The organism is Rheinheimera pacifica (genome assembly GCF_900108485.1).
Classification (GTDB): domain Bacteria; phylum Pseudomonadota; class Gammaproteobacteria; order Enterobacterales; family Alteromonadaceae; genus Alishewanella; species Alishewanella pacifica.
Genome location: NZ_FNXF01000016.1, coordinates 47252 through 73288 on the forward strand (window position 1 = coordinate 47252; position 26037 = coordinate 73288).

Annotated in this window: 20 protein-coding genes; 6 read left to right on the plus strand and 14 right to left on the minus strand. The window is 50.9% G+C overall.

Features of this window, described 5'->3' with window-relative positions; all coding sequences use genetic code 11:
* Nucleotides 1-75: 75 nt before the first annotated feature.
* The 3 genes from BLW68_RS16930 to BLW68_RS16940 are packed head-to-tail and all read right to left on the minus strand — an operon-like array spanning nt 76 to nt 2955.
* Nucleotides 76-1485 (minus strand): sensor histidine kinase, encoded by a 1410-nt coding sequence (locus BLW68_RS16930; RefSeq protein WP_092795884.1) that lies wholly within the window; start codon nt 1483-1485, stop codon nt 76-78.
* A complete protein-coding gene (locus BLW68_RS16935) occupies nt 1454-2140 on the minus strand; it encodes a response regulator transcription factor (protein WP_092795887.1) in 687 nt (228 codons plus the stop codon). The genes BLW68_RS16930 and BLW68_RS16935 overlap by 32 nt, the downstream gene beginning before the upstream one ends.
* Nucleotides 2140-2955 carry a MipA/OmpV family protein gene (locus BLW68_RS16940; protein ID WP_092795889.1) on the minus strand — a complete coding sequence of 272 codons (816 nt, stop codon included), beginning with the start codon at nt 2953-2955 and terminating at the stop codon, nt 2140-2142. The genes BLW68_RS16935 and BLW68_RS16940 overlap by 1 nt, the downstream gene beginning before the upstream one ends.
* A 183-nt stretch (nt 2956-3138) precedes the next feature.
* Here BLW68_RS16940 and BLW68_RS16945 point away from each other — a divergent pair, with 183 nt between their 5' ends.
* The 3 genes from BLW68_RS16945 (at nt 3139) to BLW68_RS16955 (ending at nt 8552) form a co-directional block, all read left to right on the plus strand.
* Entirely contained in the window at nt 3139-4308 is a 1170-nt protein-coding gene (locus tag BLW68_RS16945; protein WP_092795892.1) for an efflux RND transporter periplasmic adaptor subunit, read from the plus strand.
* A gap of 12 nt (nt 4309-4320) precedes the next feature.
* Nucleotides 4321-7410, plus strand: coding sequence for an efflux RND transporter permease subunit (locus BLW68_RS16950; protein ID WP_092795894.1), 3090 nt, complete (start codon nt 4321-4323; stop codon nt 7408-7410).
* A 170-nt stretch (nt 7411-7580) separates the two neighbouring features.
* Nucleotides 7581-8552, plus strand: a complete 972-nt coding sequence (locus BLW68_RS16955) for a GGDEF domain-containing protein (RefSeq protein ID WP_092795896.1) — start codon at nt 7581-7583, stop codon at nt 8550-8552.
* Between the two features lie 42 nt (nt 8553-8594).
* Here BLW68_RS16955 and BLW68_RS16960 read toward each other — a convergent pair whose 3' ends face one another.
* From BLW68_RS16960 to BLW68_RS16970, 3 genes are all read right to left on the minus strand, one after another.
* Nucleotides 8595-9599 carry an SMP-30/gluconolactonase/LRE family protein gene (locus tag BLW68_RS16960; protein ID WP_092795898.1) on the minus strand — a complete coding sequence of 335 codons (1005 nt, stop codon included), beginning with the start codon at nt 9597-9599 and terminating at the stop codon, nt 8595-8597.
* A 91-nt stretch (nt 9600-9690) separates the two neighbouring features.
* A complete protein-coding gene (gene map, locus BLW68_RS16965) occupies nt 9691-10473 on the minus strand; it encodes a type I methionyl aminopeptidase (RefSeq protein ID WP_092795900.1) in 783 nt (260 codons plus the stop codon).
* Nucleotides 10454-10672, minus strand: a complete 219-nt coding sequence (locus BLW68_RS16970; protein ID WP_068233510.1) for a ParD-like family protein — start codon at nt 10670-10672, stop codon at nt 10454-10456. The genes map and BLW68_RS16970 overlap by 20 nt, the downstream gene beginning before the upstream one ends.
* A gap of 182 nt (nt 10673-10854) precedes the next feature.
* Between BLW68_RS16970 and BLW68_RS16975 the strand changes: the two genes are divergently transcribed.
* Together BLW68_RS16975 and BLW68_RS16980 are read left to right on the plus strand one after the other, a co-directional pair.
* Nucleotides 10855-11892: an oxidoreductase gene (locus BLW68_RS16975; protein WP_092795902.1), complete on the plus strand. Its 1038-nt coding sequence runs from the start codon at nt 10855-10857 to the stop codon at nt 11890-11892.
* A 55-nt stretch (nt 11893-11947) separates the two neighbouring features.
* Nucleotides 11948-12547, plus strand: coding sequence for a hypothetical protein (locus BLW68_RS16980; RefSeq protein WP_092795904.1), 600 nt, complete (start codon nt 11948-11950; stop codon nt 12545-12547).
* A 26-nt stretch (nt 12548-12573) separates the two neighbouring features.
* On the opposite strand, the gene BLW68_RS16985 is transcribed toward BLW68_RS16980, so the two are convergent.
* The 4 genes from BLW68_RS16985 to BLW68_RS17000 all read right to left on the minus strand — a co-directional run bounded on the left by BLW68_RS16985 (nt 12574) and on the right by BLW68_RS17000 (nt 21681).
* On the minus strand, nt 12574-14613 hold the full coding sequence (locus BLW68_RS16985; RefSeq protein WP_092795983.1) for a metallophosphoesterase family protein: 2040 nt from the start codon (nt 14611-14613) through the stop codon (nt 12574-12576).
* 88 nt (nt 14614-14701) lie between these two features.
* Entirely contained in the window at nt 14702-17494 is a 2793-nt protein-coding gene (locus BLW68_RS16990; RefSeq protein ID WP_092795906.1) for a TonB-dependent receptor, read from the minus strand.
* A gap of 246 nt (nt 17495-17740) precedes the next feature.
* Nucleotides 17741-18721, minus strand: coding sequence for a response regulator (locus tag BLW68_RS16995; protein WP_177172275.1), 981 nt, complete (start codon nt 18719-18721; stop codon nt 17741-17743).
* On the minus strand, nt 18721-21681 hold the full coding sequence (locus BLW68_RS17000; protein ID WP_177172276.1) for an MHYT domain-containing protein: 2961 nt from the start codon (nt 21679-21681) through the stop codon (nt 18721-18723). Before BLW68_RS17000 ends, BLW68_RS16995 begins: the two co-directional genes overlap by 1 nt.
* A gap of 208 nt (nt 21682-21889) precedes the next feature.
* Between BLW68_RS17000 and BLW68_RS17005 the strand changes: the two genes are divergently transcribed.
* Nucleotides 21890-22339 (plus strand): hypothetical protein, encoded by a 450-nt coding sequence (locus BLW68_RS17005; protein WP_092795909.1) that lies wholly within the window; start codon nt 21890-21892, stop codon nt 22337-22339.
* A 139-nt stretch (nt 22340-22478) separates the two neighbouring features.
* Here BLW68_RS17005 and BLW68_RS17010 read toward each other — a convergent pair whose 3' ends face one another.
* The 4 genes from BLW68_RS17010 to BLW68_RS17025 form a co-directional block, all read right to left on the minus strand.
* Entirely contained in the window at nt 22479-22919 is a 441-nt protein-coding gene (locus BLW68_RS17010) for a hypothetical protein (protein WP_092795911.1), read from the minus strand.
* A 105-nt stretch (nt 22920-23024) separates the two neighbouring features.
* The gene (locus tag BLW68_RS17015; RefSeq protein WP_092795912.1) at nt 23025-24056 is read right to left on the minus strand and encodes a methionine synthase; all 1032 of its coding nucleotides are present in this window, start codon (nt 24054-24056) and stop codon (nt 23025-23027) included.
* Between the two features lie 15 nt (nt 24057-24071).
* Nucleotides 24072-25046: a DUF1852 domain-containing protein gene (locus BLW68_RS17020; protein ID WP_092795914.1), complete on the minus strand. Its 975-nt coding sequence runs from the start codon at nt 25044-25046 to the stop codon at nt 24072-24074.
* A gap of 264 nt (nt 25047-25310) precedes the next feature.
* On the minus strand, nt 25311-25706 hold the full coding sequence (locus tag BLW68_RS17025) for a VOC family protein (protein ID WP_092795917.1): 396 nt from the start codon (nt 25704-25706) through the stop codon (nt 25311-25313).
* Between the last annotated feature and the right edge of the window lie 331 nt (nt 25707-26037).

Sequence of the window (26037 nt, forward strand, 5' to 3'; positions counted from 1 at the left end):
CAGCCAGGCCGGGTCAGAGTAACATTAGCAACACGCTTGTATTCTGACCCGAATAATTCTGATAGCAAGCGCCGGCTATATAGCGGTAAAGCTACCACTGTTCTCAATATTCACACCGTTGTCGGTATGCAGTTGCAACCGGAACATCAACCCCGGCTGCATTTTATGTGCTGATATTGCCCAGCCATGAGCGCGGGCAATTTCGCGGCAAATGGTCAGGCCCAGCCCGGCTCCGGTATCGCGCTTGTGTGCGCCGCGCCAGAAGCGCTCAAACAACTTTGCTAAATGAGCGTCTGCAATACCCGGGCCCTGGTCGCGCACGGTAATATTGTCAGAGAACACGTCTACCGACACAGCGCTGCCTTCAGGTGCATGTTGTATGGCATTTTCCAGCAGGTTCTTTAGCAGCGTAAATAAAGCGCCCTTGTCAGCCTGTAACATAGTGCCGGGGGCATGCAGCTCCAAATTCAGCTTAACCTGTGTAGCGTCGGCCATCCGTTGTAAATAGGCTACTGTCTCTGCTACCTGTTCCGGCACATTAACCCGGATAAACTTGTAGTTCTGCCGTTCACTGGCTTCTGCCAGCAATAACAATTGCTGTACCTGACGCGACATATAGCTGACGTCATGCAGTAACCAGTTGCGTTGTTCTGTTTGCGGCATTAATTCAAGTTGGGCGCGGATTAATGCCAACGGGGTTTTTAGTTCATGCGCTGCGGTGGCCAGAAACTCCTGTTGTACACGATAACCATGTTCCAACCGCTCAAGTGCCTGATTAAAGCTGCTTACCAGCGGGGCAAGTTCGTTAGGCACGCCTTTAACCGGCAGACGCACATCCAGAGAATAAGGAGAGATAGTGGACGCAGACTGAGATATATCTTTAAGCGGCCTTAGGGTATAGCGCAAAGTGATGTAAGCAAACAAACCGAAAGCAAGCAGTAGCACCACACTAAACAGCGCAACACCGGCTCCCACCAGCGGCATTGCAATATGGCGATGCATAAGCTCCATAAACCTTGTGCTGGCGGTAAGCTGCAAATACCAGATTTTACCATTGTGCCTGATTGGCTCAGTTGCCCCATGCATGGTAAGGCCATTATGCTCAAAATCGAACCGGCCGCGCACCAGTCTGAGTACCTGTTTGCTCTTTGGCCAGACTGACTCGCCGGTACCTGATTGCAATACCACGTTACCGGCTTCGTCCAGTATCCGGTACGCCGTTTCACGCGGGATACTTTCAAATAACCATGTCACATCCTCTACCTTCGCAGCAAATCCAATCGGCGTGCCATCGTTGTCGTACCTGATATCATCTGCAATCCCAGCCGCCGCGTCAGCCAGATCCATTCTGGCAAGCGTATTGTCTTGCAACACCCAAAGCGCAGCCAACACCAGCAATATTACGCTTAAAATCATCCCGGCGAGATACGATAGCAGTACCTGCAGGCGTAAACTATTGAAGTGACGCATCGTTACGAAGCGCATAGCCTATACCTCTTATATTTACTATCCGCTGTTGCGAACCAATGGCCTGTAGTTTGCGCCGTAGCCGGTGCAACACCACATCCAGTGCTTTGGGTGTAACCGCCTCACTAAAGCCCCAACCGGCGGCTTCAAGCGCACTGTGGCGCACTGCTTCATTACATCTGCGCACCAGTAACAGCATAATTTGCAGCTCGGCCTGCGCCAGTATCTCGCTTTTACCATTGCAGCACATAAGGCTGTCAGCCGGGCGCAAGGTTAAATCGCCACATCGGGGCTCCAGTGAGCGTACTTCCGCCGGCCTGCGCAATAATGCTCGCACCCGCGCCACCATTTCTTCCATGGCAAAGGGTTTGGCCAGATAATCATCGGCGCCGGCATCGAGCCCTTCCACCCGATCATTTAGTGCCGTGCGCGCAGTCAGTACCAGGCAGGGAATAGTATTGCCGGCCTCACGTAAACGCCGCAACAGCGATAAGCCATCACCGTCTGGTACGCCACGATCTATCACCAGTGCCTGATAAGGCACTTGCTGTAAAGCCCCCCAGGCATGGTCAATGCGGCTAAATACATCGGCAGCAATACCAGCAGGCGCCAGCCCTTCGCCTATCAGCCGGGCTAAGCGCTCGTGATCTTCAAGTAACAGGATGCGGTTCATCAGAAGCGGTAAATATAACCGAGTATCACCCGGTTTTCTGTTGAACTATCTACCAAAGGGCTATCTTTTATTTCTGACGCCAGGCTGGTAACGCTAACATCAAGAAACACAAAATGCTTTTGTTTAAACATATAGCCTCCACGGGCGCCTACCTCAATATTTACTGCAGATTCACCCTGATAATAAGCCCTGTCAGCCGTTACTTCATTGGCGCGCACACCATAGTAATAATCAACATACTTTTTATCCAGTAAGCTCACTACCACCCGCGGGGTAAACATAAAATGTTGTTTAAAATGCCAAGTTCTCTCTAAACCAAAATTAAAGGCGCTACCTTCGCTGTCGCCAGCGACTTCAGTAATATATTCGGCACTAATATCAACCAGGCTGTTTTGCCATTCTGCTTTAAAGCCCGCCCAGAAACCACCGTCGCGATCTTCCATACCATTAAGAATTGGCGCATCGCTTTGTTTATAGTCGGTAAAGTCGTATTTGCCGATAACACTGAAATTAAGTTTATTTGATTCACTAAACTGATAACCCGGTAACTTTACTGCCAGCTCGGGCCCGGCCAGCCGGATATAGCGGTTTTCGTAGCTCAGTATCGGTAACACCTTGGTGTCACGGTCAATATCCGTGTATGCCTTTTGGCTGCTGCCTACTGCCACTCCCAGCCCCCAGGAAGAGGAACCGTCATCCGGCTGCTGTGCGGCAACGGCCAAAGGTAAACCTGCGCCAAGCAGCATAAACGAAGCCGTAACAGTACGGGCCAATACCGCTTTGGAATTAGGCACGGTGGAGATCAATAAGCGCATAGATAACTTCCTTTCAGGTGATGTATAGGTGGCGTTGTATGTAAAAACAGCCTCCATCATCCACCGCCTGACTTACCTAAAACTTACCAAAACTTTTTTTTGCTGTTTTTGCGTCAGTAAGTTTGCTGAAAGACAACTTAACGGAAAGTAGCTGCCATGCCCGATCTAATAAGGAAGCAGAACATGAAAAGGTCACATCAGGTTGTTTTAATAGCCACAGTGTTTGTGGTGGCCATTACAACGGTAATAGTCATCGCCGCTGATACGCCGGCTCCCCCTCCCGGCATTGCGGCCGCTAAGCCAACGTTGACAGTTAACCTGGCGACACCGCAACTTATAGTATTGCCGCTGACAATATCGGCCAATGGCAGTATCAGCGCCTGGCAGGAAGCCATTATCGGTAATGAAACCGACGGTTTAAGGCTGGCACAAGTGAATGTGAATGTTGGCGATATTGTACAGCGTGGCCAGCTGCTGGCGACTTTCGCTGCAGATACGGTTAAGGCAGAACTGGCACAAAGCCAGGCTGCGGTGGCAGAAGCCGAAGCGGTACTGGCTGAGGCTGCCGACAACGTAAAGCGTACTATTGAACTGCAAAGCAGCGGCGCGCTGTCTGCACAGCAAATTCAGCAATACCGCACCACAGAGAAAACCGCACAGGCCAGGCTTAAATCGGCACAAGCTCAGCTGGACACCCAGCAACTACGCCTGAAACAAACGCAGGTGCTGGCACCTGACAACGGCATAATTTCTGCCAGAACCGCCACTGTCGGCGCTGTGTTGCCGGTAGGCCAGGAGCTATTCCGGCTGATCCGCGGTAGCCGGCTGGAATGGAGGGCTGAAGTGTCCGCACAGGATTTGGCAAAACTGCAACCGGGACAAATGGTACAGGTTACCCCGGTCGGCGGTAACACCATCACAGGTTCGCTGCGTATGATAGCGCCGGTGGTAGATACCCAAACCCGCAATGCTTTGGTTTATGTTGATCTGCCTGTCGATAGCACCACCCGGGCTGGTAGCTTTGCCCGCGGTCAGTTTGACCTGGGTGCCGCTGAGGTACTAACACTGCCGCAAAGTGCCGTGCAACTGCGGGATGGTTTTAGCTATGTACTGCGTGTAGGCCCGGATGGCCGCGCCAGGCAAACCAAAGTCAGCACCGGGCGGCGCACTGCTGATTTGGTGGAAATTACCAGCGGCATTACCCCGGCTGATCAGGTTGTTGCCACAGGCGGTGCCTTTCTTGGCGATGGTGATTTGGTGCAGGTTGTCCCCCTCCCCACCGCCACGCGGCCAGCAGTAAAACCCAATACAACCCCAGCGGCTGTCACCGCTTCATCAGACGAAGCGATGTAGCCGGAGTACAAAATGAATTTAAATATCTCTACCTGGGCCATACGCAACCCTACGCCGGCTATTCTGCTATTTATTCTGCTGACCTTTGCCGGAATTATTAGTTTTCGGGCGATGAAAGTTCAGGATTTACCTGATCTTGATTTACCCACTGTTACCGTAACAGTGGCGTTGCCGGGGGCTTCTCCGTCGCAACTTGAAACCGATGTGGTACGTAAAATCGAAAGCTCTCTGGCTATCGTGCAGGGCGTTAAACATATATACAGCAACCTGACCGATGGTGAAGCCAGTATTTCGGTAGAGTTCCGGCTGGAGCGTTCGATACAGGAAGCCGTTGATGATGTACGCGATGCGGTATCGCGCATCCGGGCCGATTTGCCGTCAGACTTGCGCGATCCGGTAATAAAAAAGGAAGAATTGTCCGGCTCACCTATTCTGACTTACAGCCTGAGCTCAGCACAGATGGATAACGAAGCCTTATCCTGGTTTGTTGATAACGACATCAGCAAAGCTCTGCTGGCAGTTCGGGGCGTGGGTGCTGTTAGCCGGGTGGGTGGCGTTAACCGCGAAATACGCATTGATCTGGATTTTGCCGCCCTGCTGGCATTCAATACCACTGCCGCCGATATTTCACGCCAGTTACGGCTGGTGCAGCAGGAAGCTGCCGGGGGCCGCGCCCATTTTGGCGGTATGGAACAATCGGTAAGAACCATTGCTACCGTGCAGTCGGCTGCAGAGTTCGCCGCTATGGAACTTACTTTAACTGATGGCCGCAGGTTGCGGCTGGATCAAATAGCGACAGTGTCTGACACCGTGGCCGAGCAACGTTCTGCGGCCTTTCTTAACGGCGAAGCTGTGGTCGGTTTTGAGATCACTCGCGCCATCGGTTACGGCGAAATTGAAGTAGCAGAAGGGGTACGGGCGGCACTGCAGCAGCTACAAACTCAGCGGCCGGATATCAGCGTAACAGAAGTGTTTAACCTGATTGACCCGGTAGCGGAAAACTATGCCGGTTCCATGCAGCTACTATATGAAGGTGCCTTGCTGGCGGTACTGGTGGTATTTCTGTTCTTACGCGACTGGCGCGCCACCTTTATTTCTGCGCTGGCACTGCCTCTGTCTATTATCCCCACCTTTATGGTGATCCATATGATGGGCTTTTCGCTCAATACCGTCACTTTATTATCGTTATCTTTGGTGATCGGGGTGTTGGTTGACGATGCTATCGTTCAAATTGAAAACATCGAGCGCCACTTGCTAATGGGCAAAACGCCTTACCAGGCTGCTATGGAAGCTGCCGATGAAATAGGTCTGGCAGTGGTTGCCACCACCTTTACATTGATAGCGGTATTTTTACCCACCGCCTTTATGAGCGGCGTAATAGGCAAGTTCTTCGTACAGTTTGGCTGGACAGCCGCCATAGCAGTGCTGTTTTCCCTGCTGGTGGCCCGCATGCTTACGCCAATGATGGCCGCGTACCTGCTGCGCTCACCCCAGTTGCAAAATAAGCAGCAGGTTAAAGCAGAGCCGGGTTGGATCCGCCACTACCTTAATCTGGTGACCTGGTGTTTGCAGCACAAAAGTACAACCCTGGCTGCTGCGTCAGTATTTTTTGCTGGCGGTATTATGCTGGCCATGGTACTGCCCGGTGACTTTATGCCGGCAGATGACAATCAGCAAACCCAGGTTACGCTTACACTGCAGCCTGGCACTAAATTGCAGGACACCGTCGCCCTGGCTGAACAGGCGCGCCAGATACTGCAGCAAAATGAGCATGTAAAACAGGTTTACACTGCTATTGGCAGTAGCAGCTCGGGTGCATTTAATGACGCAGGCAGCACAGCAGCCAGTGTGCGCTCTGCGGTACTAACACTTAGCCTTACCCATCGGCATCAGCGGGCTGGCTTACATAAACAACAAATTGAACAGCAACTGCGCGACATGTTAAGTACATTGCCGGGTGCCAGGGTTAAAGTCGGTATGGGCGGAAGCGAAAACTATATGCTGGTGCTGGCCGGCGAAGATAGCCGTATTTTACAGCAACATGCACTGCAGGTAGAGCGCGAACTGCGCGCTATCCCAGGCATTGGTGCCGTTACCTCAACGGCCAGCCTGGTACGGCCGGAGCTGATTGTTACCCCTGATTTTGCCCGCGCAGCCGACCTTGGTGTAACCTCCTCGGCCATTGCCGATACGCTGCGGGTTGCCACCTCCGGCGACTATGATCAGGACTTACCCAAGCTTAACCTGAGTGAACGCCAGGTACCGGTAGTAGTGCGCCTGAACGATATCGCCCGCGAAGACTTTGACACCTTTAAACGCTTACCCATACCCGGTGCCCGCGGTCCGGTAGCACTGGAAAACGTCGCCCGGCTGGAAATAGGCAGTGGCCCGGCTGAAATTGCCCGTTTTGACCGGATGCGTAATATTAACTTTGAAGTAGAGCTAAACAACCTGCCGCTGGGTGTGGTTGAGCAGGCTGTACTGGCGCTGCCAAGCCTGCAAACCCTGCCGCCCGGTGTGTTCCAAACTACATTGGGCGATGCTGAAATGATGGGTGAACTCGCCAGCGGTTTCGCAGTGGCCATGTTAACCGGCGTGATCTGTATTTATATGGTGCTGGTGTTGTTACTAAAAGATTTTATTCAGCCGCTAACTATCCTTACCGCGCTGGTTCTTTCTGTACCGGGTGCCTTTCTGGCGCTGTTTTTAACCAATGCCGCACTGTCGTTACCGGCAATGATTGGCTTAATTATGTTAATGGGTATCGCCACCAAAAACTCTATTCTGCTGATTGATTACATCATCATTGCCAGACGCGAACACCAGCTGAACCGCTGGGATGCCGTGATCGACGCTTGCCGCAAACGGGCGCGGCCAATAGTGATGACAACCATTGCCATGGGCGCCGGCATGATGCCGATCGCCTTAGGTATGGGCGGCGATCCGGGCTTTCGCGCCCCGATGGCAATTGTCGTTATTGGTGGTCTTATCACCTCTACCTTTCTCAGCCTGCTGGTAATACCGGTGGTGTACAGCTGTGTAGATGATGTTTTACAGTGGCTAAAACCGCGGTTGCGCCGCTTTTCGCCGCTTAATCATTAAGCGTATCGCAGCTGAGCGGGCTGGTAGCGTTGTAACAGCCCTATCTCGTCTGCTAACAACCTTGTAGCGCTAACAGTTTCACTTGCTGTATCTTTGTTTCGGTTGTTACAACACCTTTGCCCAATGTTGACTAAGCTGATTTTTAGCTGTAACCGCAAACAGGACTAAAAATGAATTTTTTCAATGAATTACTAAACGGTGATTTTATGCCGCATGGCCATTGTTTGCTATGGCGCACCGATTTACTGCTGCTACATGTGGGGGGCGATACGCTGACATTTATCGCCTATATGCTGATCCCGATAGCCTTGATAAGGCTCGTAAGGGCAAGGGATGATCTGCGCTTTGACTGGATGTTTCTGCTATTTGCCGGTTTTATCTTTTTCTGCGGCGCCACCCATATTCTTGGCATTATCAATGTCTGGCATGGCTATTACTATATTCACGGCATTATAAAGTCGATGACCGGCATTATCTCCATCCTGACAGCGATATTACTCTGGTACTTGCTGCCGCAGGCGATAAGCTTACCCGGCAAACGTGCTATGGAGGCTAAAATTGTGGCACTGATGCGGGCTGAACATGAACTGGCCGCATCGAACCAGCGGCTGGAAGCTGAGGTAAAAAAACGTACGGCCCAGTTGGAGAAAATGGCCACCACGGATGAGCTGACAGAGCTGTTAAACCGGCGCGAAATTATGCGCCTGCTTGAGCTGGAGGTTGCCCGCGCTGATCGCCAGGGTGCTGCGCTGAGTATTATGATGCTGGACCTGGATCACTTTAAGGCGATAAACGACAGTTATGGCCATCAGGCCGGCGATCGGGCCTTAAAAAGTGCCGCTGAAACTTTTAAACAACAGCTGAGAAAAACCGACTTTATCGGCCGCATTGGCGGCGAAGAGTTTCTGGTTCTTTTACCCGACACCAATATCAGCAGTGCTTGCGTGCTTGCCAACCGCATTCGTCAGGCTTTGGAACAGCAAACCACCGACAACTCTGCAATACCAACCTGTACCGCCAGCATAGGGGTGACACAATATATCGCCTCTGACGATCTGCACAGTTTAATCCAGCGCGCCGATGAAACTCTGTATCAGGCAAAATCCAATGGCCGTAATTGTGTGTATCAGTCACCAGACTAACGCCGCCACAACCGTCGTTGCGTACTGCGCAGCAAAGCAGAATTATAGTTTGCCTGGTTGCAGCTTAATCCGCAGTAAATAACGGCTGGCGGTGATATACAGCCAACTGTTGTCACGGCTTAACGCCACATTGGCCGCAGCTACACCGGTTTGTATTGTGCCAAGGTGTTCACCCTGTGGCGATAACAGCCAAACGCCACCCGGCCCGGTGGCTAGCAATACGCCTGATGGCAGCACTTTTAAGCCATCGGGCAGGCCGCTGGCAGTTTTAGTTGCATCTGTGGCATCAAAAAACAGCTCGCCTTTCGCCAAACTGCCATCGGCGTTAACAGCATAACGCCACCACTGCGCTGCCGCAGGGTCAGAATTGGCAACATACAGCCATTGCTCGTCCGGTGAAAACGCCAGGCCATTCGGTCGTGTTAAATTATCAGCTAACAGCGTGATCTTGCCATCTGGTCCCAGCCGGTATACGCCATTTACGCTTTGCTGTTTTTGCGCTGAATCATCACCGCCTTTTAAGCCATAAGGCGGATCAGTAAAGTAGTAAGCACCGCTGCTATGCTGCACCAGATCATTCGGGCTGTTTAGCAGTTTGCCCTGATAATGGCTCACCAATGTCTGATAACGCGGTAATTTGCCGGAGGCATCCTGCAACAGCGCCAGGCGCCGATCGCCATGCTGCGCCAGCACCAGCTGATTGTCGGCATTAAAGATCAGGCCGTTGGCACCTTCCTGCAGATTATTCTCCGGGTACAGGCCACTATAGCCAGAAGGCTGCAGATATACCGTTAAACCGCGTGCTTCACTCCAGCGGAAAACTTTATTCTCCGGTACATCGGAGAACAGAATATCGCCGGTATCAGGCTCGGCTACCGGCCCTTCTGCCCAGCGAAAGCCTGTGGCCAGCTGCTCCAGCGTTGCATCTGCAGCCACTAACTGCTGCATTTGCGGCTTAAGTGTTAATACCGGCTGTGCCGGCCAGGGCGGGTTGGCAGCCAGTGCCGGGGCAATAAGTAAACACAGTGCAAAAGCTGAAAAACGCATAAAAATTCCGCTAAGTCAGAGCAAGTGCTTACAGGCTAGCATTAGTACCCGTTTGAAGAAATGCTCAAATTTGCTGTTTTGTTTATGTTTATTAACACAACCGGGCTTGTTCTTCCGCTCGCAGCGTTAACACCTCTACCCCGTCTTCGGTTACGGCAACGGTATGCTCCCACTGCGCCGATAACTTTTTGTCGCGGGTTACCACTGTCCAGCCATCTTTTTTGGTTTTTACTTTGGCGCTGCCCTGGTTCAGCATGGGCTCTATGGTAAATACCATGCCCGGCTTTAACAGCATACCGGTTCCCGCAGCACCATAATGCAGTACCTGTGGCTCTTCGTGCATTTCACGGCCAATGCCGTGGCCGCAATATTCGCGTACCACGCTATAACCTTTGCTGCGGGCAAACTGTTCAATGGCAAAGCCAATATCGCCTAAACGGGCACCGGGTTTTACCGCCTTAATACCAAGCCATAGCGCGCTGTAACAGTCGTCTATTAACTGGCGCGCCAGAAAGCTCAGCTCACCAATGCCGTACATCTTGCTGGAATCGGCAATAAAGCCATGTTTTTCCAGCGTAATATCGACATTAACAATATCACCGTCTTTCAGCACCTGCGTAGCTGAAGGCACGCCATGGCATACGACGTCGTTAACCGACGTATTCAGTACATAAGCAAAACCATACTGGCCTTTGCTGGCCGGGCGCGCCTGTAATTCATCAACAATATAGCGCTCTGCCAAATCATTGATCTGCAACGTAGACATGCCCGCTACGATGTTTTTATCCAGCATGGCAAATACCTGAGTCAGCAAGCGGCCGGCCTCACGCTGCAACGCCAGCTCGGCGGCAGTTTTAAGCTGAACGGCGCTCATCGCTGCCTCCGGCCAGTTTAAACTCGGCCTGCTGCAGCAGCATTTGCACCAACTGCTGATAATTATGTGTTGGGTGCAGTTCAGCCAGCATACCCATTTTCAACCAGAATTCGGCCTGCGCATTAATTGAGCGTGACATAGCGCCGCTGGCTTTACGAATTTCTTCATGCAGTTCATCTGCAATTTTAACAATACCCAAGGTGATACTCCGCTACTGGGGCCGCAATATACGAAGTATATATAAAACATATATACCGGTAAAGTCAGGCGTGTAATTCCGGTTGCCCTAGCATTTTCAGTTGTACTAATTTTAAGTTGCGCTAAGGCGGTTATTTTCGCAAAGTAAACACCTCTGTTAATAAGCGCGAGATCAATATACCAATGGCTTCAGAACTGCGTACTCTGCTGGTGGGTTATGGTTATGCCGGTAAAACTTTTCACGCACCGCTGCTACGGGCAACGCCGGGCATTAAGCTGACGCATGTCGCGTCATCGCAGGCAGCACAGGTTAAACAACAGCTGGGGATTGATGTCACTGTACTGGCCGATTACCCTGCCGCCGTGCAACTGGCGGATATTGATCTGGTGGTAATTGCCAGCCCGAACGACAGCCATGCACCTTTAGCCGAACTGGCACTGCGCGCCGGTAAGCATGTAGTGGTAGATAAACCCTTTGCCCTCACCTTTAAAGAAGCCACAGCGTTAACCGCACTGGCGACAGAACAAAAACTGCTGCTGTCGGTATTTCATAACCGCCGCTTTGATGCCGATTTTCTCAGCCTGCAGCAACTGCTAAATAGCGCTCAGCTGGGCCGGGTAGCACATTTAGAATCACGCTTTGACCGCTTCCGGCCGCAGGTGCGTGAGCGCTGGCGTGAACAGGCCGGGCCGGGCGCCGGTTTATGGTTCGATTTAGGCCCGCACCTGCTGGACCAAAGCCTGGTGTTATTTGGCCTGCCTCACAGCATTACGGCCAGCTTAAAAACGCTACGGCCAGATGCCACAGCCACCGACTGGTTCTCGGTGTTGCTGGATTACAGCCACTTTAGCGTAACCCTTGGCGCCTCTATGCTGGCCGCCGCCCCTTCGCCGCGCTTTACCTTGCAGGCTCAACTGGGTAACTGGCAAAAATTTGGTCTGGATATACAGGAAGATCAGCTAAAACAAGGCTTAACACCTGCTGATGCTGGCTGGGGCATAGAACCCCAACCCGGCTTATTGTATCAGGCAGACCACGTTACACCGTACAGCACAGCCGTGGGCTGTTATCAGCATTATTATGCAGCCATTGTTGCTGCCATAAACGGCAAGGGCCCAAACCCGGTACCGCCACTGCAAGCCTGCAGCGTAATGCAGCTGCTTGAACTGGCTGAGCAATCGGCAGCTGCCGGAAGAACATTGCCAGTTCAGCCGTTATAGCTAACACTACATCGCAGCGTTATTGAGTAACAGTGCAATTAGACAAGGAGATACTATGGCCCGCTTTGCCCTGAGTAAGCTGTATTTACTGCCATTGCTGTGCACACCGCTATTGGCATCAGCGCAATTTAACCAATGTGACATCGATGCCCCTGCGGCAGTTTACGGTGCCCAAACCTGGCTGGAAATGGGCCATCCGCTAAATATGACTATAGAGCGCCTTGGCCGCTTGCCGGACAGCGCCGGCGCTAAGCTTATTGCACTGGCGTATCAGGGCTGGCAGCAAGGCAAAGCCGAACAGCAAATCAATACCGAAGTTACCGCACTGTGTAAAACCTTTACTGCCGACGCCCTGCTGGCAGACGTAATAGAAAGCCCCTGGCCGGTGCTGCGCACAGTATGCGGCGATGCCAGTGAAAACCTGGTTACCGTGCTAAACGACGCCGGTGGCGTTAATGCCAGTGCAGCTACAGTGCTGTTTTATCTTAAAGGTGAAGAACCAGCACCAAATTTACTGCCACTGGCCGAACAGGCTGTAGCACTTAAACGGCAAAATCGCGCCGATATGCAGATCCTTGAGCAGTTGTATAGCAGCTGCGCCAGCAAAAGCGATGCCTACAAATTAGCATTGGGCAAAGAAATATATGTTGAATAGCCGGCACTGTATAAAGGGTTAATTAGCTACTGGCTTAGCTCGCTAATATTGCCGTTGGTTAAATCCAGCATAAAGTGCATATCGCTTTCACCATGGCGAAAGGCCTGTAGCAGCTGAAACACATCGCCAAACTGCCGGGCAAAGCTATTGCTGCCGGTTGCGGTTTCGGCTTTAGCCGCCAGTAAGCGCGTAAGCAACTGATACTGCGCCAGCCGCTGCGGGCTGATATCCTGCAGTGCCAGTTGGCCGGCATTACGCAGCCGGTAAAAATCTACTGCTAAATCAAAACCATTCCAGCTGGCAAACTGCTGCAGCGTAAAACCAGCCTCTGCTGCCAATGTATCGGCTACCGCTGTAGCCTGCTGCCAGTTTTGGCTTTGCTGCAAGGTTGGCAGCTCTGCCAATAGCGGTGCTACAACCAGCGGGTTTTGCAGTTGTGATAACACCAGCATTTGCCGGCCATTTAATACCAGCAGGCTATCGCGCAGCGGCGCTGGCCAGTCTTGCGGTAAAAAGCGTTGCCGGGTTAATTCGCTAAGATGCCAGTTGGTAAATTCGCGGTAGTTTTTTGCCGTTAAAATCGCTTTGTTCCACAACGGTGCGCCCTGCTGTGTCAGCCTGTTATGCTCTTGCTGATAATGCTCAAATAACTCGTTATAACGCGGGATATCATTTAGTACCACGGTTTGTACTTCAACTTTTTGCTGCGGCTTTATTGTTACCAGCTTATACGCCGGTACATAAGCGGCCAGCGACGGCGCCTGTACATTAACCAGCACTTTACCATCCGGGCTTTTGCTGATGCCGGTGTCGTTAATATGCATGTGGCCGCCAATATGCAGCTTTAAGCCGGTATCAGCCAGCAACTGGCTGACATTGTCGGCCGGGCGGCGTGCCAGCTGAAAACTGTCGGCACCAAACTGCGCGGCAATAGCAGCAGACTGGCCATTGTAAAACTCGGTCATCGGGTAATGGCTAAAGGCAATCAGCGTTTTGCCGGCTTGCTCAGCGCGCTGCACTACCTGGGTTATCCAGTCTGTTACCTGGGTTTTATGGCTAAACATTCTGTTATAACCGGCATTACCGGCCCCGGCATAACCGTTGCCATCGGCCTGCGGCAAATAAACATTGGCATCTATTGCCAGCAACCATAGCCCCTCTACCGGCTCTACCAGATAACTGCTGTCGGGTACCATGCTGCACTGGCTGTATCCGGGCTGCTTATAGCGCCCGCCGGTGCCTTGCAGGCATATTTCATACTGGCGTTGGCTGTAAGTAGCCTGCTCACTGGCAAGGTTAGCGCTGTAGTTATGTTCGGTATAATCGCTGTACGGCGTTTCCCAATAGATATACCACGGCTGAGGGTAAAAACCAAACGGCGCCAGCTGCGCCATAATCTCTTGATAGCCCAGCTCTTTTACCTCTTCGCTGCAAATGGTGCTAAGTTTGCTGTGGCTCTGTGCTGCTGGCAATGTACCAGCGCACGCAGCACTGCCGGGGCTATAGATCGGTTGTTCATAGCCATCAGCGCCTAAATAATCACTTTTACCGGCCGGGCGGCTAAAGGGCCGTACCGGATCATGGTTACCGGGGGCTGCAAAAAACTGCATGCCGTAAGTGTCGCTGTAATGCTGCAAAATAGCTGCCAGGCCGCGGATATGCAGCGGCTGGCCGTCATCGCTAAAATCACCGGGCAGCGCTATCAGTTTAACACCGCGGGAGGCGGCATCGTCCAATGCCGCCAGCAAAGCAAAGTAGTTTTCATTAAATAACCGGGTAGATTTAAGCTGGGCTGCCATGCTACGGATAGTGGCATTTTTACCGCTTTGGCTGTTAGGTAAACCGGCAAAGGCGCCATCGCTGAAATTAGCGTAAATATCGTGAAAATGAATGTCTGGCATAAAAGCGATTTGCAGCTCTTGCCCGGCAGCTAACTCAGCAGCGGGTGTTGCTGTTGATACTGATGTTAAAGCTTGTGTGGAGGCAGGTTGCTCCGAGCAAGCGCTGATACCCAGCGCGATGCCTGTTGCCGCCAGAACAAAACCGGGAAAATACTTAAACTGCATACTTTTGCCAACTACTACTACAAAATCAAAACAGTGTACCGCCAACGCTGTAACCAGCAAAGTTACAGCGCCGGGGTGCTTATTGCACTTAGAAATCCGCGCGGATGCCTAAGCTGATCCGCCGACCGGAGAACTCATTCATTACCGGGAACAACGGGCTTAACGTATAGCCGGTAGCTTCTTCGTCGGTAATATTAATACCTTTTAAGCTCAGCTTGATATTGTCGGTAAGGTTATAGCCAATAGCGATATCTACCTGGCCATAAGCATCACGGTATACCGGGTACATATTCAGGTGGATATACTCTACGTACTTGTCTTTGTAGTTATAAGAAATACGGGTATCGAAGCGGTCATTCTCATAGTACAACGTAAAGTTGTAGGTTTTATCGGCCAGGCCTTCCGGCGGGGTGGGAATGTCCAAATCAGAAGCGCCGGTTAACGAGTTATCCAGCATGGTGTAGTTGCTGTTAATACCAAAACCTTCCAGTGCCGGATGCAGCACATTCAGCGGCAGCTGGGCAATCAGCTCCAGCCCGGTTACTTTGTACGAGCCTGCAGCATTTACCGGCTGGAACACATCAAAATCGTAGTAACCATCTAAAGTACCGTTGGCATTGCGTTTTTCAACGTTTTCTACCACACCGGTCAGGGCTTCACGCACCACCCCGTCAATTTCTTTCCAGAAGTAAGACGCCGCCAGAATACCACCGCTTTCCAGATACCATTCCACACCGGCTTCCCACTGCTTGGCCGTGGTAGGTTTAAGATCCGGGTTGCCGTCTTTAAAGCGGAATTCACTCCAGCTAACCGAGCGCTTATAAGCAATATCGCCCAGCGCCGGGCGCATCAGGGTTTCTGAGGCTGCAGCGCGCAGTAATACGCCATCTGCCAGCTCCACCGTCATATTCAGGCTGGGTAACAGGTCGTTATAACTGCCTTTTTTCGAAATTGGTGTATCGGTGTAGCCGTTAGAGCCATCTTCGTTTTGCACCTGGTGGTAACCAAACGACAATACCGAGGTATCTACCGCCCGTACACCGGCGTTCAGGGTTACCGGCAGGCCGGCCAGATCAAAGTCCAGGTTTGCCATGGCATACAGGCTGATAACTTCTTCATCTACGCGGTAGTAGTTGCCCTCGGTAAACGGCGTGCTAAAACCGGCATAGCGAAAAGTGTTACGGGCGTAATCGTTAGCTACCTGCATCCAGTTCAGATCTTTAGCTTTATACGCACCGCCTGGCACTATATCAGTTACCCATTGCAGTTCGCTGTCAGCCAGAGTACGGCTATTTACCCAGGACGCATCACCTGCCGCCGGGCCCTGAATTTTAGCACTGCCAAACTGACGCTCTTTTGATTTATCGGTGTAACGCACACCAAATTGTACACTGCTCAGCGCTGGCATAAACGACAGCTCAAGCGCTTTTTTAAAATCAAGCTGGGCGGCATATTTATCGTCGGTAACCCGTTCCAGTTCAGTTTCGTACGCTTCAAACAGGTAACTTTGCGGCGAGTTGTACATATCAATACTGGCCGGGTTAGCGCTAACAATGGTTTCACCGCCGGTTGCTGTCCAGCGTGTGCGTGACGGCGCATAGGCCACGTGTTTCAGGTTAGCGTAATCCTGATCTTTCTTTGCCCCCGAGTAACCTACCAGGCCGTTGATATCCCAGCCGTTGGTTTGCCAGTCCAGTGCCAGGCTGTACTGCGAGTAATCGGTTTCGTTAATACGCTGTTTGCTTAAAAACTCGTGCTGTGTTGCGGTGTACGACACATCGGTCAGTACCACTATGCCGTATTGCGCCAACGTGGTGTCGTCGTAGTCGTGAATGGTTTCCAGCGTGCTGCGGCTGGACGCCGAATAAGCTGCAGCGTCATACTCATCTTCTGTTACATCGTAGCCGCCTTTCATCGCATCCAGCGTCAGGCTGAAATCATTGCTTGGTTTGTACTGCAGCGATGCGGTAGCGCCCCATTTATCCTGATCATTCAGGTATAACCGGTCGCCGACTTTATCCTGAAAAATAATCCGGCTGGTTTCGTTTTTATCTCTGCGGTCGCTCACCACTATACCGGCATCACGTTCCAGCACGGCAGCAGCCTGATCAGAGCGCGTGCCTGTAGCTTCCAAAAAGCGGCCCATTGGCCTGAAGTTAATACCGGAGTTGGCGTCGGTTCTGTTGGTACGGGTAGCTTTAGAAAACGATACCAAAGCGCCCCAGTCACCAAAGGTATCGCTGGCTAAAAAAGAGAACTTAGGGTCAATTTCTTCGGAAATAGAGTTGTGCGCGCCTTCAGCCGACACGATCAGCTTGCGCTCGCTGTAATCAAACGGCCGCGCGGTAGAGATCATTACCGAACCGGCAATACCGCCTTCTTCATCTGCTGCCGTTGGTGATTTTTGCACGGTAACGCTTTGAATAATTTCTGAGGCAAAAATATCAAATTCCACATCGCGGCCACCACTGCCTGATGCTGTCGCCAGGTTGTTTATCGACACATGGGTAAATTCACTTGGCAGGCTGCGCACGTTAATTTTACTGCCCAGGCCCTTATTGCGCTCTATGGTAACGCCCGGCATCCGCTGTAGTGCTTCAGCCAGGTTTTGCTCGGGGAAATCGGCTACGTCGGTAGCGACGATAGAATCAGAAAAACCGATATTGGTTTTTTTCAGATCTACCGCTTTTTCCAGGCTGCGGCTGTAACTGCCGGTAACTGAAATTACCTCAACAGCTTGTTCTGCGCTGTTGTCTGCAGTTTGCGCCAGCACTGGCGCAGCAGCAACCAGCGCAGCGCTGATTAAAATTTGCTGTACTGCACGGCTTAATGGTTTTTGTTGTAATTTGCTGATGTCGTTGTGTTTAAAAGAGGACTGCATCTGTGTACCCACTGCTAATAGCTATCGCCGACCCGGTCGCTATCACAGCAACCCGGCCTGGCGCGCACGGTTATTATCGGATTTGCTAGTAAGTGCTCCTGAGCCACAGCAACTCAGGTAAAAACCGTGGCACTGCATCCTGCCATCAGGAACGCCGCTACACTACAGCAGCTATATGATGGTTTTCTTACAGTAAAATTAATGATTTACGACAGCGAAGTGCAGAGGCAATCCGCAGGCGGCTGGCTACTCGGCCCAGCGTTGGCGGATAGCCAGAATGTCAGGCAGGTGTTGCTCCAGCAGATCGACCAGCCGGGGCTCAAAGTGCAGGCCTTTTTGTGCCCGCATATATTGCAGCGTCTCTTCGATGCTCCAGGCTGTTTTATATGGCCGCGCACTGGTTAGCGCGTCAAACACATCCGATACCGCCACAATACGGGCTTCAAGCGGAATAGCCTCGCCCACCAGGCCATGCGGATAACCACTGCCGTCCCATTTTTCGTGATGATACAGCGCCACCACTTTTGCCATGCGCAGCAGATCAGAATCGCAGTCGCCGATAATTTCTGCGCCTATCAGCGGGTGTTGTTGCATTTGCTGATACTCTTCTGCAGTAAGCTTACCGGGCTTAAGTAAAATACTGTCGGCAATGCCTATTTTGCCAATATCATGCATTGGCGCGGCATGCAGCAAATCTTCAGCCTGTTGCGCAGATAAGCCATAAGCCAGTGCCAGTACCTGGGCGTAGTGGCTCATACGCATTACATGTAAACCGGTTTCATTGTCTTTATATTCTGCCGCCCGGCCCAGGCGCTGAATAACCTGCAGCCGGGTTTGTTTCAGCTCGTCGGCGCGTACCAGCGACAAATGGGTTTTAACCCTGGCCCTTACCACAGCGGGTGATACCGGTTTGGTAATGTAATCTACCGCACCCACCGCAAAGCCTTTGGTTTCGTCTACCTCGTCTTTTAAGGCGGTAACAAAAATAACCGGCAGCCGCTGGGTAGCCGGGCTGGCTTTTAAGCGGGCGCACACATCGTAGCCGGTCATGCCCGGCATCATCACATCCAGCAAAATAAGATCCGGTTGCTGCTGTTGCACTAACTGCAGCGCCTCTTCACCACTTTTGGCAAACAACAGCCGATAGTCGTCCTGCAGTATAGTGCGCAGCACCCGCAAGTTGGTTGGCTCATCATCTACCAGCAACAATGTTTGCTTGTCGGCCATCAGTGTTGTCCTGTATTGATATGCTGTTGCAGCTGCTCCAGCACCGCTAAAGCATGGGCAAAGTCAAAATCATTTACAGCATCCAGCAGTGATAAGATCAGCGTCTCGTGTTTACCACTGTATATTTCCAGCTGTTTTAGTACATTGTCGTCCAGCTCATGGCGCTGCAGAGCATGGTGCAAGGATGTGAGCAACGCTGCCAGTGCCCTATCGTCAAACTGCTGCAGTGTTTTTGCTGTGCCGTTACCGGCCTGCTGTTGCAACTGCTGGCATGCCGCCTGGTATTGCGGCCAGTTTTGCATAATCTGTTGTAAGATTTTGTCTGCCCGCTGATGCTGTTGCTGCCGGGCAGCCTGTTCTAACTCACCACACAGTTTACTCAGTTGCTCTAATGCCAGGTTACCACTAACGCCTTTGATGGCGTGCGCCACTTTTTGCAGTTCGTCAAAACGCTGCACCTGCAGATACTCTGCCGCTTTTGTCAGCATGGGCTGTTGCTGCTGCAAAAACTGCTCAAGCTGCGGCTGGTAATGGGTTACCGAGCCCCACAATTGCAGCGCTTTTGTCATATTCAGCAGTTGCAGTGGCGCAGGCTCTGCCGCTACGACAACAGCCGTTGTGCCGGCATTAAGCTGCAGCACCCGCGCTATTTCGTTAGTTAGCGCAGCAAAATCAACCGGTTTGCTGGCAAAACCCTGCATACCAGCCTCTTTGGCGGCAACCTTATCTTCATCCAGTACACTGGCGGTTAGGGCAATAACCGCCAGCGGCTTTCGCTGCTGCGCCTGTTCCCACTGGCGGATCCGCCGGCAAGCCTCCAAGCCATCCATTACCGGCATCTGAATATCCATCAGTACCACATCAAAATACTGCTGTTGCACTGCGGCGACAGCTTGCTCGCCATCGGCCACGGCAACCACCGTATGCCCGGCGCGTTCCAGCATCAGTTGCAGCAGTTCCAGATTTTGCACTATGTCGTCGGTTATCAGCACAGATAACGCCGGTAGTGCCAGCGCGCGGTCGGTATTGTGCTGCACCAGGGCCACACCGGGTTGCAGTGGCACAGTAAAGCTAAAACAGCTGCCCACGCCTTCGGTGCTTTGCACACTGATCTGGCCGCCCATCAGCTCAACTAACTGTTTACTGATGGTGGTACCAAGCCCGGTACCACCAAAGCGGCGGCTCATTGAGGCATCGGCCTGGGTAAAAGCGTCAAAAATGTACGGCAAACGCTGTGGTGAAATACCAATGCCGGTATCACTAATGCTGAATGTCAGCTCTGACGGTGCGCTTAGCTGCACTTTTACCCTGACACTGCCGTGCTCAGTAAATTTAATCGCATTGCCCAGCAGGTTAGTCAGCACCTGGCGTAACCGGTCTGGCGCACCGTAGTAAAACTCGCCTGCTGCCGGATCCAGCTCCAGCGTCAGTTGCAGTTGCTTTTTGCGGGCCTGCAGCCACAGGGTTGACACCACCGTATCCAGCAGTGCCGGTAACGAAAAATCGGTATATTCAAGCTCCAGTTTGCCTTTTTCCAGTTTGGCGCTGTCAAGAATATCATTTAGCAGGTGTAGCAAAGAGCGCGCAGCACTGTGGATGGTTTGCAGGTGTTTATGTTGCTGTGGTGCTAAATCGTCGGACAGCATTAAATCGCTAAAACCAATAATGGCATTCATTGGTGTGCGGATCTCATGGCTCATATTGGCTAAAAAAGCAGCACGGGCTTCGGCGGCCTGCTCGGCGATATCCTTGGCCAGCACCAGCTCTTGTTCCATCTGTTTGCGGGTACTGATATCCATTAAAAAGCCGTCTAACCATATAATGTCGCCGCTGTCTGATTTTATCGCTTCACCGTGCTCTAAAATCCAGCGCCAGCTGCCGTCCTGATGGCGGATACGGTATTCCAGCTTAAAACCGCCCTGATACAAGTCCAACTGGGTGGTAGTGGCTTTGTCGGCCGGATGCACTAAATCAGACCAGCTGCGCCGTGGCGACGGCAGCATAAAATCGCTGGCCGGGTAACCCGATAACAATTCAACGGCATCGCTGATAAACAGCATGTCCCAGTTGTCATTGTGCAAACAACGATAAGCCGCACCGGGAATATTGCTAATTAACGAGCGATATTTTTCTTCATTCTCTCTGGCCAGAGTCTCTTTGGCGTTCACCTGCCAATTCAGCTCGCGGTATTTAAACAGCAAATTCACCGCCACCACCAGGCCGGTGATCATCAGCGTAATAAAGGCTACCGCCAGTGACAGCTGCCAGGAAATATCGTTGCTGTCATTTATCGCGGTAAAGCCCGGCGGCGGTACAAAACGGGCTGCTGCCATACCGGTATAATGCATACCGCTGATCGCCGCCCCCATCACCACACTGCTAAGCAACGTAAGCCAGTGCGGTGCCAGATTAAAACGGCGCAAGCCAAAGCGTACCCACAGCGCAATAATGGCCAGCACTACCGCCACCAGAATAGACAACAAAAACATCGGCAAGTCGTAACGCAGCGCCACCGACATTTGCATAGCTGCCATGCCCATATAATGCATGGTACCAATACCGGCTCCCACCAGTACGCCGCCGCTCAGCAGTTGTAAGCTGCGCAGCTGTTTTTTACTGATCAGATCAAGCGCTACCCAGGAGGCAGCAATACTGGGGATCAAAGATAAAAAGGTTAAACCGGGCTGATAACTGACACCAGTACACAAAGCAAACGCCAGCATACCGATAAAATGCATCGACCAGACACCGCCCCCCAGCGCAACGCTGCCGCTGCCCAGCATCAGCAGGCGCAGGCTTTTTTTCTTAACGCTGATGGCCTGGGCAGTAATATGAATGGCAATAGCAGAAGAAAATACCGCAATCAGAAAAGACAGCAGCACCAGGCTGGGGTCATAACTGCCGGCAAGCAGCAAAGGGTCGGCCGGATATTCAAACCACTGACGTAACCACTGCAACATCTCTACCCCTACTGCTTATGCTTTGAGCAAATGTTAACAGATTACAGCTAACCAAGGCTATGTTAGTGCGCTGGTATAGCCGTATCCCTCGTCAAATAACGGCCAAAATCGCTTCCAGCGCTGTTGGCGCGCCACAACCTTAGCAACTGGCACAGTTTCTGCTTTATTTCGGTACAGGCAAAATTCTACTCACAGCGGAGTGCAGCAAATGACAGTGTCAGGCCTTAGTATTAATAACTACCAACTGCAATATCAGTTACTAAAACCAGAAACCGACGTTGCCGATACCGGCACACAGCGGCAGGAAATTGCCGCCATCGCTACATCGGCGGCAACAAAACCGACAACACAGCATGCACCGCAGCAGCAGGATGAAACCAGCAAACAGCAAGAGGCATTTTTAAGCCAGCTAATGGACCAAATGCTGGCCAACCGCATCGGGCTGGATAAACAAAAGTACGATGAAATACAGCAGAAGATAGAAGAAGCCCAGGCCGAAAAAGATGCCCTGCAACAGCAACCACAAAGCCCGGAGCGCGACGGTAAAATAGCCGTACTGGATGCCAAACTGGAGAAGCTCGGCAAAGCGCTCGAAGGCTTAATGGAACAGGCTGAGCGTGTTCGTAAGCAACAAGAAAGGACTAAACTGGCGTATTAAATCTTGAATCAGACGGAGTCGTATGACTACCACCAAAAAAAAGCTAAGGTTCCGAATAACAACAATTAAGAGAAACTATCGCTATTCGAAACCTGCACGATAAAACACATCACACTCCGTATATAAACATGCCACATGTCTAAACAGCTACGTCGATGCCTTTACTATCCTGGATAGGTATATACTCTAATCCATGTAGCTTTTTAACTTGGTCTAAGCGGCCTGTCAAAAAATCAACGCTTTTATGGTCTCCAATACTCTTGCTAAATTCTATAGATTTCTCTATTTGACCTATGTAATCAACTTTTTTATTAGATAAATCAGACTGTTTACCATCTAAATGATACTGGCCATCAGGAAGTATCATTGGCACAGGAATATCAGCAATACCCGATCTCACTAATTCACTATATTCATCCGGAGATATATTACGCATATCAATATGCACTTTCTCTGGTTCGGTTACCGTGTTATCTGAAGAAATTCCAGATGACTTAAAATTAGAAATAGCATTCGTGTTGTACTGCGAATACTGACTTTTTTCTACGGCAATATTTTGCCGAATTCCTGAAATATCCATAGCAACCCTCCTCAGTTAAACAAAATCACCAATTCAGTTGCAAAATAAATACCAATTTTAAAATCCAAATAAATTGAAACATCAGGTTGTTAAGGTTATTGCATATTACCTGGCCAGTAATTCATTGCGCACAATCTCTGCCCCTGCCGCTAAGGCATTCAGCTTGCCGGTGGCAACGTCACGGGATAACGGCGCCATACCACAGTTAGTGCAGGGGTAAAGCTTGTCGGCATCGACATACTGCAGTGCTTTTCTCAGCGTAGCCGCCACTTCTTCTGGCGTTTCTATGGTGTCAGTTGCCACATCAATGGCGCCTACCATCACTTTTTTACCGCGGATAAGCTCCAGTAGCTCAAGCGGCACATGCGAGTTGTGGCACTCCAAGGATATAATATCGATATTGGATTGCTGCAGTTTGGGGAATACTGCTTCGTATTGCCGCCACTCAGAGCCCAAGGTTTTTTTCCAATCGGTATTGGCTTTAATGCCGTAGCCATAGCAAATATGTACGGCCGTTTCGCATTTAAGCCCTTCGATGGCGCGCTCTAAACACTTAATGCCCCACTCATTAACCTCATCAAAAAACACATTAAAGGCCGGCTCATCAAACTGAATAATATCCACACCGGCAGCTTCTAAGTCTTTTGCTTCCTGGTTCAGTATTTTGGCAAATTCCCACGCCAGTTGCTCGCGGCTTTTATAATGGTCATCGTACAGCGTGTCGATCATTGTCATCGGGCCCGGCAAGGCCCATTTTATCGGCTGGCTGGTTTGCGTTCGTAAAAACTTAGCATCTTCAACAAACACCGGCTTTGGCCGCGACACCGGGCCCACCACGGTTGGCACACTGGCATCATAGCGGTTACGGATTCTGACCGTTTTGCGCTGGTTAAAATCCACGCCGTTTAAGTGCTCTATAAAGGTGGTGACAAAGTGTTGCCGCGTTTGCTCGCCATCACTGACAATATCAATGCCGGCCAGTTGCTGCTGTTGCAATGACAGCCGCAGCGCATCCTGTTTGCCATCAGCCAGTTCGTCACCCTGCAGTTTCCAAGGTGACCACAGTGTCTCAGGCTGTGCCAGCCAGGATGGTTTAGGTAAACTGCCGGCAGTAGAGGTAGGTAATAATGTTTTCATCGTAAGTAATTTTCCTTAAGCGTAGTTAGCCGACCATTGTTCCAGCGTTGCACGGTGCGGTTTAATAAAATGCTCTTCAGCAAACCTGCCCTGAGCTATAGCTAACTTGCTGCGCTCTTCGCGGTCATACACAATTTGCGTAATGGAATGATCCTGATTTTTTAAATCCGGTTTATAGCTTTTGCCTGCAACCGCATTGGCGTTATAAATCTCCGGCCGGTAAATCTTCTGGAAGGTTTCCATCGTGCTGATGGTACTAATCAGCTCCAGGTTGGTGTAGTCGTTAAGCAAGTCACCAACAAAATGAAAGGCCAAGGGCGCCACACTGTTTGCCGGCATAAAATAACGCACCTGCAAGCCCATCTTGTTAAAATACTGCTCGGTTAACGACGACTCGTTTGGCAGGTATTCCACCCCCAATACCGGGTGCTGGTTTTCCGTGCGCTGATAGGTTTTGTTATCCGACACACTCAGGCATATAACCGGCGGCTTTTTAAAGTGTTGCTTGTAAGCATCTGAGTTAACAAAATATTTGAACAGCTTGCCATGCAGCTCGCCAAAATTCTCCGGGATGCTAAATTGCGCTTGCTGCTTATTATGCTCCAGCAGCAATACGCTAAAATCATAATCCCGCACATAAGAGGAAAAGTTATTACCCACTATGCCTTCGATGCGCTCGTTGGTTTTATGATCAACAATATTGGTTTTTAATACTTCAATCGACGGAAAGCCGGCGCCATTGCCGTCGATATCTACATCAACCGAAATAATATCCAGCTCGACAGAGTAACGATCGCCTTTGGGGTTATCCCATTGCGCCAACGCATTAAAACGGTTGTTAATCATCGTTAAAGCATTCCGCAAATTCTGCTGGCGGCACTCACCTCTTGCCAGGTTAGCGAAGTTGGTGGTGATACGGGTACTGTCTGCCGGCTGATAATGCTCATCAAACCGGATACGCTTAATGGTAAAACTGAAATCTTTGTTCATGCTCTGCTATCCCCTGTGCTAACCGCCGATAAAACATCTAGACGTCTAGACTTAAAGCCATGTGTAATTTATACACCCGGCGCTGCATGAATAAAAATGATATTATTTCATTAACCCATGAGTAAAAATCATAGTTAAGCCGTAACGAACGCTTAGCAGGAGGATGACGGGATATCAGATGCTGCGGTCAGCAGCATAAAAACTTTGCAGTAGCAACGCCCCCTGAGTAAAAGGGGCACCTGGTATGTAAATGCGTTGGCTAACTTATGCCATCGAGTGCAGGCCGATTAAATTGCCCTCAGAGTCGCGCACCACGGCGCAAAAACCATGTGCGCCTATAGACATTTTCTCCTGCTGTATACTGCCGCCATTGGCTTTAGCACGTTCAGCCTGCACTGCACAATCCTCGCAGCCAAAATACACCAGGGTGCCACCGCCGCCTGGAGTAAAACCGTCCATTTTTACCAGGCTACCGCCGGCACCGTAGTAACTCATGCCGTTCTCTTTATCCATCGGAAAGAACCACATCTCCATCTCAACCTCCGGCGTGGGTGACGGCATGTGTTCCAGCTTGATATCAAACAGCGCCTGATAAAACGCTTTGGCGCGCTGCATATTTTCTACGTAAATTTCAAAATGCACTACCGGGTTAAATTTCATCGTGTTGCTCCTATAAATTGGCAATATCCCGCCACAGCCAGCTGATGCTGCAGTAAAGGTAGCAGTGATTAACTCACGTTAGTTAGTCGGATGGGGAAACAGGAAATCGACAAGCATTTGGCAGAATTTTAGAAATACCGCTTAGGTTATTGTTTTATAATAATTAAAATGTTCTGTTCTGGTTATCTCAGCGTCAGCAGCACGAAGATGCGTCATGAAGACGAGGCTGAAAGCGAAAAGTAGCAAAGCAGGTGAGTTTTGTTCTAGCGCGAATAATGAGAGATGGTGGAGTTGTCAAAACATCTATCTGATAAGATCAACTGCTACGTCA